The organism is Streptomyces sp. NPDC096048 (assembly GCF_044763415.1).
Lineage (GTDB): Bacteria > Actinomycetota > Actinomycetes > Streptomycetales > Streptomycetaceae > Streptomyces.
The window spans coordinates 196,850-211,794 of sequence record NZ_JBIWGG010000004.1 but is presented as its reverse complement, the minus strand read 5'-3'; the positions used below and the strand labels follow the sequence as shown (position 1 = coordinate 211,794).

9 protein-coding genes are annotated in these 14,945 nt (G+C 71.0%); 4 read left to right on the top strand and 5 right to left on the bottom strand.

The genetic code is table 11. The annotated features are described in order from the left end of the window. Positions 1-166 precede the first annotated feature (166 nt). Complete coding sequence (locus tag ACIQ6R_RS12010) at positions 167-1,489, top strand: ROK family protein (protein WP_404220564.1); 1,323 nt, start codon at positions 167-169, stop codon at positions 1,487-1,489. Positions 1,490-1,703: 214 nt separating this feature from the next. On the opposite strand, the gene ACIQ6R_RS12005 is transcribed toward ACIQ6R_RS12010, so the two are convergent. The 4 genes from ACIQ6R_RS12005 to ACIQ6R_RS11990 form a co-directional block, all read right to left on the bottom strand. Continuing rightward, positions 1,704-4,136: a glycoside hydrolase family 3 C-terminal domain-containing protein gene (locus ACIQ6R_RS12005; RefSeq protein ID WP_404220562.1), complete on the bottom strand. Its 2,433-nt coding sequence runs from the start codon at positions 4,134-4,136 to the stop codon at positions 1,704-1,706. An 81-nt stretch (positions 4,137-4,217) separates the two neighbouring features. After that, entirely contained in the window at positions 4,218-5,297 is a 1,080-nt protein-coding gene (locus ACIQ6R_RS12000; protein WP_404220560.1) for a DUF1996 domain-containing protein, read from the bottom strand. Between the two features lie 84 nt (positions 5,298-5,381). Beyond that, complete coding sequence (locus tag ACIQ6R_RS11995) at positions 5,382-7,478, bottom strand: discoidin domain-containing protein (protein ID WP_404221347.1); 2,097 nt, start codon at positions 7,476-7,478, stop codon at positions 5,382-5,384. A gap of 213 nt (positions 7,479-7,691) precedes the next feature. Next, complete coding sequence (locus tag ACIQ6R_RS11990; protein WP_404180176.1) at positions 7,692-9,887, bottom strand: discoidin domain-containing protein; 2,196 nt, start codon at positions 9,885-9,887, stop codon at positions 7,692-7,694. A gap of 527 nt (positions 9,888-10,414) precedes the next feature. Here ACIQ6R_RS11990 and ACIQ6R_RS11985 point away from each other — a divergent pair. Together ACIQ6R_RS11985 and ACIQ6R_RS11980 are read left to right on the top strand one after the other, a co-directional pair. Then, on the top strand, positions 10,415-11,074 hold the full coding sequence (locus ACIQ6R_RS11985; protein ID WP_404181340.1) for a HEAT repeat domain-containing protein: 660 nt from the start codon (positions 10,415-10,417) through the stop codon (positions 11,072-11,074). Positions 11,075-11,080: 6 nt separating this feature from the next. Next, the gene (locus ACIQ6R_RS11980; protein ID WP_404220558.1) at positions 11,081-12,085 is read left to right on the top strand and encodes a MerR family transcriptional regulator; all 1,005 of its coding nucleotides are present in this window, start codon (positions 11,081-11,083) and stop codon (positions 12,083-12,085) included. Positions 12,086-12,445: 360 nt separating this feature from the next. On the opposite strand, the gene ACIQ6R_RS11975 is transcribed toward ACIQ6R_RS11980, so the two are convergent. Continuing rightward, positions 12,446-13,501, bottom strand: coding sequence for a LacI family DNA-binding transcriptional regulator (locus tag ACIQ6R_RS11975; RefSeq protein ID WP_404180173.1), 1,056 nt, complete (start codon positions 13,499-13,501; stop codon positions 12,446-12,448). Between the two features lie 137 nt (positions 13,502-13,638). On the opposite strand from ACIQ6R_RS11975, the gene ACIQ6R_RS11970 reads away from it, so the two are divergent. Next, on the top strand, positions 13,639-14,943 hold the full coding sequence (locus ACIQ6R_RS11970; RefSeq protein ID WP_404180170.1) for an ABC transporter substrate-binding protein: 1,305 nt from the start codon (positions 13,639-13,641) through the stop codon (positions 14,941-14,943). Positions 14,944-14,945 lie beyond the last annotated feature (2 nt).

Genomic DNA, 14,945 nt, shown 5'->3' with positions numbered 1-14,945 from the left:
GGGAAGTGACGGGGTCGCCCGCGGAGGGGGGCCGGAGCAACGCCCCGCGTTCCCTGAAGCCCCCCACGGCTTAATTTAGGATGTGAGTTAAACCTCAAGTGAAGGTCGCGTCAAGGGCCCGGCCACATGTAAGTTGCGGTGAGGATTTCAGAACGAGGGGGCGAGGGTGAAGGTGCGCAACGGGCGTACAGTGCGTGACCTGCGGCGCGAGAACCGCACCGCCGTATTGCAACGGTTGTATTTCGACGGGCCGCTCAGCAGGTTCTCCCTGGGGCCGGTCACCGGGTTGAGTTCCGGCTCGGTCAGCAACGTGGTCTCCGAGCTGGTCGCCGAAGGACTGGTGGAGGAGGCCGGAAGCGTCGACTCCGCCGGCGGCCGCCCCCGCACGCTGCTGCGCGTCAGCGCGCGGAGCGGTTACATGATCGGCGTCGACATCGGCGAGACCCGGGTGCGGATCGAACTCTTCGACCTCGCCCTCACCGAACTGGCCCGCGTCGAGAGGCCGCTGGAGACCGAGGGTCCGCGCCGCGTCGACCGCTACGACGTAGGCGTCGTCATGACACATCTGCGCGAGGGTATTTCCGAGGTCCTGGACGAGGCCGGCATCGCGGCGGAGCGGCTGCTCGGCATCGGGATCGGCGTGCCGGGCATCGTCGCCAGGACCGCCGAGGACGGTGCGGTCGTGCACGGCCAGACGATCGGCTGGGACGCCGTTCCGCTGGAGCGGTTGCTGCGCGAGTCCCGGATCCTGCCCGAGACCGTTCCCTACTACATCGACAACGGTGCCAAGACGCTGGGCCAGGCGGAGATGTGGTTCGGCGCCGGCCGGGGTGCGCAGAGCGCGGCGGTGGTGCTCTTCGGCTCCGGCGTCGGCGCCTGCGTCGTCGGGGACGACATGCGGCCGGGCCGGGCCGTGGAGTGGGGGCACCTGACGGTACGGGTGCGTGGGCGCCGCTGCCGCTGCGGCGCCCAGGGCTGCCTGGAGGCGTACGCGGGCGCGGAGGCACTGCTCCAGCGCTGGGCGGAGGCGGGCGGGCGGCCACCCGTGGGCGCGGACGAGGAGACCGCGCTCACCGCGATGCTCGCGGCCGCGTACCCGGAGCCGGACGCGTCGGGGGCCGTCCCGGAACCCGATGCCACGGCGCTGGCCGTTCTGGAGGAGACCGCCGAGTACCTCGGCGCGGGCTTCTCCGACCTGATCAACCTCTTCCAGCCCGAACGCATCCTGGTGGGCGGCTGGGCCGGACTGCAACTCGGCCGGCGCTTCCTGGACGCGGTGACATCACACGCCAACGCCTACGCCCTCACCTACCCGGCCGCCCACGTTCGCATCGACCTCGGCACCCTGGGGCCGGACGCCGTCACCGTAGGGGCCGCCATCCTGCCGCTCGCCGACTTCTTCGCTCGTGGCGGCCGGCCGGAGGAAGCCGAACCGGTGGAACCGGACCCGGCATGGCGGACGGCCCTGCGGGAGCGCTCGGTGCGGTGAGCGGCGCGCGGGCCCGGTGGCGTGCTCCATGGGCAGTCGGACCGGCCGCTGCCCGTGCCCCGCGCTGCCGTGGCGGAGACCGGTGCGTGCGGAGACCGGCGCTATGACGCCACGGGCCCGGCGCGTGCTGAGACCGGCGTACGCCGAGACCAGTGCGTGCCGAGACCGGCGCTATGACGCCACGGGCCCGGCGGACGCGCCGTTCGCCCCCCCGTCAGGAGCCACTGACCGTGACCGTCCCCTCCCATCGGATGTCCCCCGCCGACCTGCCCACCATGAGCCGGTAGGGGCCGGCCTCCGTGCTCCAGCCGTGGTCCGCCTCCGACCAGTGCCGCAGGGCGCGGGGGCGTACCACCACCTCGGCGCTCGCGGTCCGGCCCGCCGCCGCCCGCACGGCCGCGTAGCCGGCGAACCAGCGGACGGGACGCTCCACCGCCGAACCGGGTCGGGCCAGATAGACCTGTACGACCTCGCGCCCGGCGCGGGCACCGGTGTTGTGAACCGTCACCCGTACCGTGAACGGCTCACCCGCGGCGACCTGAGCGGGGACCTCCACTCCCGTGTACGCCCACGTCGTGTAGCCGAGTCCGTGGCCGAACCAGTAGGCGGGCTCGCGCCCGGCTCGCAGCCACGCCCGGTGGCCGATGTGCAGGCCCTCGGCGTAGTCGAGCCGGCCGTCGACCGGCTGAGTGCGGGTGACGGGTGCGTCCGCCAGTGCCGCCGCCCAGGTGGTGGGGAGCCGGCCACCGGGCTCGGTGAGGCCGAACAGGACGTCGGCCAGCCCAGCGCCCGCCTCCTGGCCCGGGAACCAGGTGAGCAGCACGGCGCCCGCCTCTTCGCGCCAGGGCAGCTCGACGGGCCCGCCGCTGTTGACGACCACGACCGTGCGCGGATTCGCGGCGGCGACCGCGCGGACCAGTTCGTCCTGGCGCCCGCCCAGCGACAGTCCGGCGCGGTCGTACCCCTCGGTCTCGCCGTGCTCGGTGGTGCCGACGACCACGATCGCGGCGTCGGCGTCGCGTGCCGCACGCACCGCGTCCTCCAGCGCGGTCGCCGGGTCCGGTTCCGGCGGCGCGGCGGCGACGACGGTGGCGCGTCCTCGGCCGGGCACCAGTTCGCGCCGTGCCACCACGAGCACGGGCCGCTTGGTGGTCAGTACCGTCCGCGCCGTGTGCACGGGCGGGTTGACGTGGACGACGGCCGGGTCGTCCGTGTCACCGGGGAACTCCCCGTCCAGGAGCAGGTGGTCGTCGACGGTGAGCGTCATGCGTCCGAAGCCCCCGACGCCGAACGTCCACTCTCCCGCCCGCTGGGGCCGCAGCACGGCGGCGATCTCCACCGTGTGGGCGCCCGGGGGCAGGTCCGGCTCCAGTTGCCGGCCCGACAGCCGGTGCTCCGAGCGCAGTTCGCGCCCCGCCGCGTCCAGCACCCGTAGGAGCACGCCGGGGGCGCCCGAGCGCGGGTCGCCGCACCGGTCGGGGCCTAGGGGAGCGGGCGGGGCACCCGGCGCCGGGCCGGGCTCGTGCACCACCCGCGCCCGGCCCCGCAGACGGGCGCGGACGCCGGCCAGCGGGGTGACCACGTCGGAGCAGAAGACGCCCGCGCTGCCGCCGCCCTGGACGCGCGGGGACGCGGCATGCCCGCCGACGACCGCGACGGTGGACAACTCGGCGGGGTCGAGCGGCAGGACGGCGTCGTTGCGCAGCAGGACCGAACCGGCACCGACGGCGCGGCGCAGCAACGCCCGGGTGCCGCGGGACGCCGTCACCGGTACCCGGCGTGAGCGACGCGGTTCCAGCGCACCCACGCGGCCGGCGAGCCGGAGCAGCCGCCGCACCTTCTCGTCGACCGCCGCCTCGGCGACCCGGCCGTCCTTCACCGCCCGTACCAGGGACGCCCCCCAGGGACTGTCCGGGCCCGGCATCGCCAGGTCGAGGGCGGCGCGGCCCGTCGCCTCGGTGGAGCGCACCGCCGCCCAGTCGGAGACGGCGACCCCGTCGAACCCCCATTCCCCCTTCAGAGGTTCCGCCAGGAGCGGGCTGGCCGTCATGGTGGTGCCGTCGACCGCGTTGTACCCCGCCATGACCAGCCACACCCCGGCCTCGACGGCCGCCTCGAAGGGCGCGAGGTACACCTCTCGCAGAGCGCGGTCGGGCGCCCGGACGTCGACGGTCAGCCGGTCGGTCTCGGAGTCGTTGCCGACGTAGTGTTTGGCGGTGGCCGCCACCCCGAGGGCCTGGATGCCCCGGATCAGCGCGGCGCCGGTACGGCCGGTCAGTTCCGGGTCCTCGGAGAAGCACTCGAAGTGCCGGCCGCCCAGCGGGCTGCGGTGGAGGTTGAGCGTGGGGGCCAGTACCACGTCGACGCCCTTGCGGACCGCCTCGGTGGCGAGCAGGCCGCCGAGCCGCTCGACCAGTTCCTCGTCCCACATCGCGCCCAGGGCGGAGGCGGAGGGCAGCAGGGCCGAGGTGCGCCGCTCGTCCCATGTCTCGCCGCGCACCCCGGCGGGCCCGTCCGAGGTCACCATCTCCCGCAGGCCGATCCCGGGTTCGCCGGCGGTGCGCCAGGTCGTCGCGCCGGTGAGCAGGCGCACCTTCTGTTCGAGGCTCAGCCTGTCGATGAGCCGATCGAGTGTCTCGTCGTTCATTCCCGCCCCACTTCGTTCGCGGAAGGGCCCGGCGGCACCCGCGCCGAGAGGGTGCCGCCGGGCCCCTGGACACCGACCGGGTCAGGGCAGCCGGTGATCTGCGTTCAGCACCGCGCCGCGCTCCGGATGGTTCTGGTCGTAACCGCGCGTGTCGCACTGGAGGCCGCCCACGATGCAGTGGTCGACCAGCGCCTTGAGGGTCCGCTCCTCCCAGGCGTTGAAGAAGTCGTAGTGGAAGGAGTAGCCGCGTCCACTGGCCAGGCGGACGTCGCTCATGTCGCCGTTGACCGGGAAGGCCATCTTGAACTCGATCATCGGCAGGGCGACCGGGTGGGAGGCCGGGCACATGTTGTCGTTCGTGCCGGGTTTGACGACCGGGTAGGCCATGTGGCTCGTGTGGTCGGGGGTGTCGAGGTACGTGCCGTCCCAGCAACTGGGCGCCTGCATCCGGATGTTGAGCTGGACGTCGGGCCGGCTCGGACAGCTCGCCGGGAAGTCGACGTTGAAGAAGCTGTCACCGCATTCCCAGCCCTCCACGAAGCCCTTGTGGCCGCGGAACTCCTGGGCGCTCTGCATGGGGTTGCCGACGACGAACCGCAGTCCCTTGGGGAAGGGCCGCACACTGGTGTAGTCGGTGACACCGGACTTGTAGTAGATGACCTGCGGGCCGACGGGGAGAATCTTCTTGTCCCCCTTGTACAGGGACGGCATCCAGTACGCGGAGGCGTCGGCCGGCGCGAGACAGGTGGTGTTCCCTCCGTAGAGACTCGACGTCGTGCTGCCGGCGTTCGTCGTCGTGTTGCCCATGAAGGTGTGGTCGTGGGACTTGCCCGGCTGGCCCGGGTACACGATCGGGTCGTCCGGCGCGGTGTGCGTGACGGCGCAGTTGGCCTGGAACTCCTTGTGGTAGCGCGGCGGCGGGGTGGCCCCGGACGGGGTCACGCCGGTGACCGGGGGAACGGCCGGTATGTACCCGTCGCCGTCGGGGTCGTCGGCGGACGCCTGGGTCGACACCGCCGTCGTGTGCCCGGTGTGGGCGCCGGCCGAGACGGCCGGAGCGCTGCCCGGATCGGCGGCCGTGGCGACGGTGCCGACGCCGAGCACGCCGGCCAGAAGCGCGGTGCCGAGCAGCAGCGCGGGGAGTTTCGAACGTGGTCTCATGGGGCCTCCTGCCCGCAGAGGTGCCTGGTGGGGGTGGTGCGGAGGGCGCCACCGAACGCCCTCCGCCGTCAGCTGTGTGTGCCGTCAGCTGTAGATGCCGAACTCGTGCAGCGAGTAGCCCCAGCCGGTACCACGCGCCGTCAGGTGCAGTCGTACGTACCGTGCCGTCTCCGCCATGGCGATGGTGTCGATGTCACCGTTGCCCGCGGTCGTGGTGTGGACCGTGCGCCAGGTGGTGCCGTTGTCCGAGACCTGGACCTCGTAGGACTTGGCGTAGGCGGGATCCCACACGAGCTGGAGTTCGCGGATGGGCGTGGGGGTGCCGAGGTCGACCCGGATCCACTGCGGGTCGCTCCAGTCGCTGGCCCAGCGCGTGTCGTTCCTGCCGTCCGTCGCCTTGGCGGGCTCGCACGGGCAGTCGCCGTACGACGGCTGGAAGGAGGACGCGGTGGTGGGCTTGTTCAGCGCCACGTTCGTGCCGGTCACCGGCGGGGCGACGACCTTGACCGACTTGGTCTCGATGCCCGCGTTGCCGCGGCCGTCCTCGGCCTGGATGTACACCTTCCACACGCCGAGCTTCTCCGGAGCCTGCACGGCGAAGGTGCCGTTGCCGGTGGCCCGCCATTCGGCCTCGACGAGGCGCTTGTCGCCGTTGGCGTAGTTGCCGCTGAGGAAGACCTTGTACGTGATCGGGTCGCCGTCGGGGTCGCGCACGTCGGCGCGGACGGTGAACTCGCCGCCCGCCGGGGCGGACGAGGCGGGGCCGACGGCCATGTTCGTGATGACGGGCGGGGTGTTGTCGCCGGTGGTGGAACCGCTGTACGCCTTCTTGACGGCGTAGTAGGACAGTCGCTTCAGCCCGTCGGGTACGAGGTTGAACCAGACGCCGCCGAAGTCGTGCTCGGTGCCGTAGTGGAAGAGGGTGGCGCCGAGGGCGACTCCGTCGTGGCCGGTGACGCAGTCCCACGCCTTGGTGTAGCCCTCGGCCTTCTGCACGTCGGTCGGCTCGTCGGGGACGCCGTTGGCGTCGTCGGGCACCTCCCACTCACCCGCGGGTCCGCCCTCGGTGATGATGTACGGCTTGGTGTAGCCGCCCTCCTCCCAGTCCTCCTGGACGCCGCAGACGTCGCCGTAGGAGTTCATCGAGTACAGGTCGAGGTCGGGCGCGTTGCGCTTGTAGTACGGCCACGCCCCGGTCCAGGCGTCGGTGGAGGTGACGGGGTGGTCGGGATCGATGCTGTGGATCTTCTTCGCGACATCGTTGACGAAGCTTGTGTAGGCGTTGCGCTGGGCCTCCAACTCGGCCCCGCTGTAGCAGTTCTGCAGGCCCAGGACCGACTCGTTGCCGACGTTCCACATGAGGGTCGCCGGGTGACTCCGGTACGCCTCCACCCACTTGGCGAACTCGGTGAGCATGTTGTTCTTGTACGTCGTGTCGGTGACGTAGTTGACGCAGCCGCCGGAGCCGGGACCGCCGCCTGGCTGCAGCCAGAAGCCGTTGACGACTCGGACGCCGTTCGCGGCGGCGCTGTCGAGCAGCGGCTTGGTGCCGCCGTCGGTGCCCCAGGTGCGGATCGTGTTGACGCCCATGGACTTCACGTCGGGCATGTACTTCGGGGCGTCCGCGATGGCGGGGCCCCAGGTCAGGCCCTTGACCGTGTACGGCTGGCCGCCGACGGTCAGTTGCCAGTTCCCCTGCGGACCCACGACCTCGACCGCCCCTCCACCGGCGGGAGGCGTGCCGTCCGTGGTCCCGTACACCTGGAACTCCCACAGGGAGTAGCCGTAGCCGCCGGACCGTTCGGTGCCCAGCATGCGTACGTACCGGCCGGCACCGGAGACGGCGACGTCGTCCGTGCCCCCGTCACCGCCGGTCACGGTCCTCAGGGTCCGCCAGTCCGTGCCGTTGTCGGACGCCTGGATCTGGTAGCTCTTGCCGTACGCGCCCTCCCACGTCAGTACGACGCGGCTGAGGTCGGACCGCTGTCCGAGGTCCACCTGGAACCACTGCGGGTCGCTCCACTGGCTGGCCCAGCGGGTGCCGGTGAGATTGCCGTCGACGGCCGCCGAGGCCGCGTACGCGTCGCCTTCCTGGGATGACGCGGTGGCGGGCCGGCCCTGGGAGAGCAGGGCTTCCGCGGCCTGCGCGGGCGGGGCGGCGACGGCGAGCGACGACGCCATCAGCGCGCCGAGGGCGAGCAGGGGGACGCCGGCGCGGCCGACCGGTCTGCGGTACGAGAGGACTGTGGACACATCTGCTCCTGGCGGGTCGGAGGGAAGCCACGGGGCGAGGGCGGCCGGGGTACCGCCTGAGGGCCCCTCCGGGCCGCGGTGCGGGGACGCGGCGCGGCCCGGAGGGGAGTTGTGAGCGACTGACGGCCCGGTCAGGGGCGGTCAGGGGAAGGACACGACGGTGGACGGCACGGTCGACGTGCCGGCCGGGACCGTGGAGGCTCCGGTGTCGTTGATGACGTGGTTGTAGTGGCCCATGCCACCGAGTGAGACCACCAGGAGGCTGTGGAACTTCACCCCCGGTTTGACGGGCGTCTTGAAACCATGGTCCTGGCGGATGTTCGGGTCGACGTTGTAGTTGCAGTAGCTGCCGAGGCCCCAGGCTTCGTGGGTGTCCACGGAGTCGTCGACGCGGTAGGCGGCGTAGCCCTTCGTCGTGCCGTTCTGGATGGCCGCCTGGTTGGGGGCGTCGTACGCCTTCTCGTTCTGGTAGAAGATCGTCCGGCCGCGTTCGCCGTACCACTCGACGTCGTACTTGTTGAAGTGTTCGACGAACAGTCCGGTGGCCAGGACGTCGTCGCCGTTGACGCGGACGCCGTAGTCGGCCCGGTTGGTCTCCCAGCCGACGCCCTCGCCGTGGTCGGCCCGCCACACCCAGGTGTGGTCGATGATCGTGTCGTGGCTGTTGACCACCATGCTGGTGGTGGCCTTGCCCGCGCCCGCGCCGCCGATGCGGATGTAGACGTCCTGCACGGTGGTCGGGTCGGCCGCGTGGTCGGCGGACGCGCCCTGCGGGCCGATCTCCAGCAGGGTGGGGGAGTTGACCGGTCCGGCGTCGATGAGGAAGCCGGCGAGGCGCACGCCGTCGACGTCGGCGACCTTCATGGCGGTCACCCCGTTGTCCGGGATGATCGTGGCGAGGCCGAGGCCCAGCACGATGGTGTTCGCCCGGTCGATGTCGATCGTCCGGTCGACGTGGTAGACGCCCGGGGTGAACAGCAGGTGCAGCCCCTGGTCGACGGCGGCGTTGATGGTGGCGGCGGTGGCGCCGGGCTTGACGACGTAGAACCTGCTCAGCGGGATCGACTCGCCCTGCGGGGTGCCGTTCGCCCACGTGGTGCCGCGCGCGTTGGTGCGCTTGGCGGGGGCGAAGACCTTGTACTCGTCGCCGTCCAGATAGAGGAAGGGCTTCTCACGGGAGATCGGCGTCGTGTCGAGCGTGGTGTAGCGGGGCTCGGGGAAGCTGGTCGCGGGGGCCCCCTCGACACCGGAGAAGACCTGGTTCCAGACGCTGTTGGACCAGCCGCCGATGGAGCTGTCGCGGGTGTACCACTGCTGCTGCGAGTAGTTGCCGACCTGGCCGTCGATCTTGCTGTCGGCGATGTAGCCGCCGCTGGCCCAGCCGTAGCCGTTGGGCGCGAGGTTGAGGCCGCCCTTGACGTGCATCCGGCGGAACGAGGCGGCCTGCGAGACCGCCCACCGGTTGGTGCCGTTGACCGGCTTCACGGCGAGGTTCTCCGCACCGCGCCAGAAGTTCTGGGTGGCGTTGCCGTCGAACCAGCCGGCGTCGACGGTGATGTCACCGTTGATCGTGGTGTCGTCGGGGCGCAGGCCGAGGCCGAGGATCTGGGTGTAGAAGCCGATCTGGGCGTTGAGGTTCTCGTAGGTGCCCGGCTTGAAGAGGAAGGCGTGCCGGCCGGAGCCGAACTGCGCCGACTCCTGCTGCTGGAAGACCTGGTCCAGCTTGGCCTGGATGCCGGGCGTGGACGGGTCGAAGACGTGCACGTTCGGGCCGAGGTCGCCGCCGCCCGGGATGACCGGCCCCGGGTCGTCGCCGGTGGTGCCGAACACCTTGAACTCCCAGAGGGAGTAGCCGTATCCGGTGGCGCGGGCGGTGCCGAGCATGCGGACGTAGCGGGCCGTGCCGGAGACGTCCACGGTCTCCGTGCCGCCGGCGCCGGTGGTGGTGGAGTAGGCCGTCGACCAGTCCGTGCCGTTCTGGGAGGTCTCGATGCGGTAGGACTTGGCGTAGGCGGCCTCCCAGCGCAGCTCCACCCGGCTGAGGGTGGCGGGGGCGCCGAGGTCGACGCGGATCCACTGCGGGTCGGCGGCGGCACTGGACCAGCGGGTGCCGTTGTCGCCGTCGACGGCCGCGGTCGCCGGGGTGCCGTAGTGCTCCTGGCTGGAGGCGGTGACCGGCTTGCCCTGGGACAACAGCACGGGCGCCGCCTGGGCCTGCGTGGCGGGAACGATGGCGAGCAGGGTCGCCGCCAGGGCGGTGACCAGGACGCCGACGAGACCGCGGCGACCGGGTCTGCGCGACACCGGCACCGCCGGGGGTGTGCCGACAGTGGGCATGGAGAGACTCCTTGACACGGGGAAGGTGGGAGAGCGCTCTCCGGAACCTTGCCCGCCCCGCCGGTCGCGGTCAAGGTTCCTCGCACGGCTTTTCTTTTGGCTTTCATTAAGTGTGGTCGGTGCATCCTTGAGGGCTGGGACGGAGCCGCGGGCCCTCCCCGGACGCACGCGGGCGCCGGCCGACGGAGGTCGGCCGGGGCCCGCGGTTGCAGATCCTTCATGATGGGGTCCCTCCGCACTCTCTCCAGGGTCGGATCGCCGGCAGACGGAATGCGGATGGGCTTCTTCTTGCCCTGCTGGATCTTGACATACGGGCTCCGATGGAGCGGGGCGTGCATCTCGTAGGATCCGTCTGCCTTCTTGGCGTTGTTGCCCGCCTCGCCGTGGCACCGCGCAACGACCCGGGATCGTCCGGACTACGGGTGATCTTGGAGGCGTCCTGAGGCGTGGACGGGATGGTGCGGGAGCCGTTTGACCTTGACACGGTGACAAGGTCTTCACTGTGGCCAGGAGGTGGTCCCGAAGACATGCCGAAACAGGACAGGGATATCGGTCAAGCCCTTCGGAGGCTGGAGGACATCAGCCCGTCGGTGCGGCTGCGGGCGGCGTTGGGAGCCGGAACGAGCCCCGACCCGCGGTTCGTCGACAAGCTCGTCGAACGATGCGCGGTCGAGCCCGAGTTCCACGTGCGCGACATGCTCACCTGGGCACTCACGCGTCACCCGTCCTCCGTGACGCTCCCGGCGCTTCTCCGTGAACTCCGCTCGGAGCGTGCGCAGGCACGGAGCCAGGCCCTGCACACGCTGTCCAAGATCGGGGACCGGCAGGCGTGGCCGGCGATCACACAAGCGCTGTTGTCCGACGCCGACGACGAGGTGGCGCGGAGCGCCTGGCGGGCAGCGGTCGTGCTCGTGCCCGAAGGGGCAGAGTCCCGGCTCGCCACGGCACTGGCCACACAGCTCGGGCGCGGCGAACGCGAGACGCGGCTGAGCCTCAGCAGGGCGCTGATCGCGCTCGGCGAAGTGATCACGCCGGCCCTGCGTGCCGCGATGACGGACCCCGACTCCCTCGTGCGTCAGCACGCGATCGCCACGGAACGGCTGTCGCGCGACCCGGATGCCGGGTTCGAGTTCGCGATCGAGGAGGCGAAGCGCATCGTGGTCCTGGGCAGCACCGGTCAGGGGTGATGGACAGTGTTGATCAGTGATGTGGCGCGACGGTCCGGGGTCAGCGCCCGCATGCTCAGGCATTACGACTCGCTAGGCCTGGTGCGGCCGACGGGTCGCACCGAGGGCGGCTATCGCGACTACTCCGACGACGACATCCGGCGGATCTTCCATGTCGAGAGCCTGCGGTCGCTGGGGCTGTCACTGCGTGAGGTCGGGCGCGCGCTGGACGATCCCGGCTTCACGCCCTCGCAACTCGTCGGCGACCTCGTCCGGCAGACGCGGGAACGCATCGCGGCCGAGACGGAGCTGCTCACACGACTGGGCCGGATCGGTGCCGCGGAGCCCGCCGACTGGGAGGACGTCCTCCAGACCGTGGCTCTCCTCCAGGCTCTGGGGTCGAAGAGCGCCGCGACACGCCAGCGCGCGGCCCTGTCCTCGGTCGAGGAGGCTCCGGTGCCGGTGGAAGCACTGGTCGAGGCAACGCTGAGCGAGACGGACCCGATCGTCGCCGGAGCCCTTCGATGGGCTCTGGCGCGCTCGGGCGACGCGGGACTCGCGCTGCTGGCGGAGGGACTCGGCTCACCGGACGCCGAGGTGCGCAGACGTGCCGTCCAGTCCATCGCCGAGATCCCGGACGGTGCGGCGACCGGGCTGCTCAAGGAGGCACTCGCCGACCCCGACGTCGTGGTCCGCGGGTACGCGGCCGTGGCGCTCGGGACACGTGCGGTGGCCGACTCGGTCCCGACGCTCGTCGACATGGTCGTCGAGGAGGCGAACGACGTCGACGCGGCCGACGCGCTGGGCGCGCTGGCGCTCGACCCGGCGTTGGCGGACCGGATCGCCACGGGGCTCGTCGACCGCCTCGCCCCGGGCACCGTTGGACCGGCCGCACGTCGACGGCTGACACAGGCGCTCGCGGACATCCCGGGAACGACGGCGGCACATGCCCTCGCGGAGCTGTCACACGACGAGGACCGTGCCGTGGCGCTCACCGCGGCATACGTGCTCAAGCTGCGCGACGGGCGGTGACGGATGCCTCCCGGGTGTCTCCCGGGGGCGCGCGCTGCCCGAGGTGCTGCGCGAGGTGCTGTGCCAATCGAGTCGTCGCGGCTCACCGTCCTCTGGCCGGACCGCGGGTGGCCGCCGTGGGAGGCGGGCGCGGGGGTACCAAGCCCTGGGCCCTGAGCGGTGGTTCGCCACCCGCAGCGGACGGCCGACACGCGACCTCGTGGCCGCGCCGCCGGGCCGCCGGCATCGTGTGGCCCACTGGCGCTGCCGCACCGCCCGGCCCGCCCGCCCCGACGCGCCCGGCCCGGCCGTGGGCTACGACGCCGTACCGCGTGACCCGCTGGACGAGCCGGTCCACCACTCCCGACCGGCGGGTCCTCGTCACGCGTCCGCGCTGACGGTCTCCGCCGGGACGCCGTACCGCCCTCGTGGCGCCGTGCTCTGCCGTACGACGAGACGGGTCGCCAGTTCTATGCGCTGGGCGGCCCTGCCGGGGTCGTCCCGGCGGAAGAGCATGCGGGCCGCCTCCGCGGCCATGTGCCGCAGCGGCTGGTGGACCGTGGTCAGCGGCGGGCTCGACCACTGGGCCAGCGGTACGTCGTCGTAGCCGACGACCGAGAGGTCCTCCGGCACGCTCACCCCGCTGACCCGGGCCGCCTCCAGGACGCCGAGTGCCTGGAGGTCGCTGCCCGCGAAGACCGCCGTCGGCCGGTGGGGACCGCTCAGCAGGTCCATGGCGTGCTCGAAGCCGCCCCGCACCTGGAAGTCGCCGAACCGGACGAGACGCGGGTCGACCGTCAGGCCCGCCATGGTCATGGCCGAGCGGTACCCGTCGAGACGGGCCAGTGAGCACAGCATGTCCCCGGGCCCGGTGATGATCGCGACGCGTTCGTGTCCGTGGTCGGTGAGATGGCGCGTCGCCGCGAGCCCACCGGCCCAGTTGGCGGAGCCCACGGAGGGTACGTCGGGATCGGGGTCGCCGGCCGGGTCGACGATGACGAAGGGGATGTCCCGCGATCTGAGCCGGTGCTTCACCTCCGCGGGGAGCGACGAGAAGACCAGCACGACACCCAGGGGCCGGCGCCGGAGCACACCCTCGATCCAGCCGGGGTCGGGTGCGTGCCGTGTGCCGCTCCTGGTGAGCACCACGGTCGCCCGGTTGGCCTTGGCGACGCTCTCCACGCCCCGGACCAGTTCCATCGCCCAGACGCTGTCCAACTCGTGGAAGACGAGTTCGACGAGCGGGGAGCGCGGTGGGTTCGCGTTCCGGCGGCGGTAGCCGTGGACCTCCAGAAGCCGCTCGACCTTGACCCGGGTGGCGCTGGAGACATCCGAACGGCCGTTGATGACCTTCGAAACTGTCGGAAGGGAGACCCCCGCTTCTTTCGCCACCTCGGCCAGGGTCACCCGGGCGCCCACCTCAACTTCACCGTACATACAGGCAGGGTAGGTCATGCGGTCGATAACGTTTTGAGTCGGCATCCGCACGGCCATTGACCGGAAATCCCGTCTGACTTTACTGTCCGTCAGCATGGACTTTCGGTGATGGTGCCGAAACTTTCGAAAGGCGAACGATGAAGACACGTGCGCGCTTGCCCAGACTGGTCGCCACCGGCGCGACGCTCGCCCTGGCGCTGAGCCTGTCGGCCTGCGGCGACGGGAACGGCGGGGCCTCGTCGGACGACGGCAAGATCCATGTCCTGGTCTACGGGGACGCCAGCAACAAGGTCGAACAGCAGATCGTCGACACCTTCAACAAGACGTCCGACGTCAAGGCGGTCCTCGACACCATCCCCGGTGCCGACTACCAGACGAAGCTCCAGACGATCATCAACACCCCGCAGGCCCCGGACGTCTTCTTCAACTGGGGCGGCGGCAGCATCAAGCCGTTCGTCAAGGCCGACCTGCTGCTGCCGCTCGACGGCTTCATCGAGAAGGACCCGGACCTGAAGAAGAAGTTCCTGCCGTCCGTCTTCGACAGCGCCGTCGTCGACGGCAAGCCGTACGGCATCCCGATGCGTGGCACCCAACCCGTCCTGCTGTTCCACAACAAGAAGGTCCTCGAAGACGCGGGCGTCCAGCCGCCGAAGACCTGGGACGAGCTGCTCGCCGCGGTGGACAAGCTCAAGGACGCGGGCGTCACCCCGATCGCGCTCGGCGGCGGCGACGTCTGGCCCACCCAGATGTGGTTCCAGTACCTGTACGACCGCATAGCCGGTCCGGAACTGTTCGCGAAGGCCGTCGGGGGCGACAAGAGCGCCTGGGAGAGCGCGGACAGCAAGAAGGCCCTGGACATGATCAAGGAGCTCGTCGACACCGGCGCCTTCGGCAAGAACTACGACTCCGTCAAGTACACCAACGGCGGCTCGGTCCAGCTGGTGGCCTCGGGCAAGGCCGGCTTCGAGCTGATGGGCTCCTGGTACTACTCCCAACAGCTCACGGACCACAAGGAGTTCGCCGAGAGTGACCTCGGCTACACCGCCTTCCCGGCCGTCGCGGGCGGCAAGGGCGACCCGGCCAACGTCGCCGGCAACACCAACAACTACTACTCGGTGATGAAGAAGACCAAGCACCCCGAGGCCGTCGCCGAGTTCCTGAAGCTCATGTACTCCGACGACTTCGTCAAGGCGCAGTTGGACATCGGCAACCTGCCGACCACGACCAACACCGACAAGTTCATCGACACCTCGGGCACTCCCGAGTACTCGCGCTTCCAGTACGACCTGGTCGCCGACGCACCGTCGTTCCAGTTGTCCTGGGACCAGGCGTACCCGCAGAAGGCGAGCTCGGACATGCACAAGGCCGTCCAGCAGTTCTTCAACGGACAGCTCGACACGGACGGCTTCATCAAGGCCATGCAGGCCCTCCCGACCGAGTGACG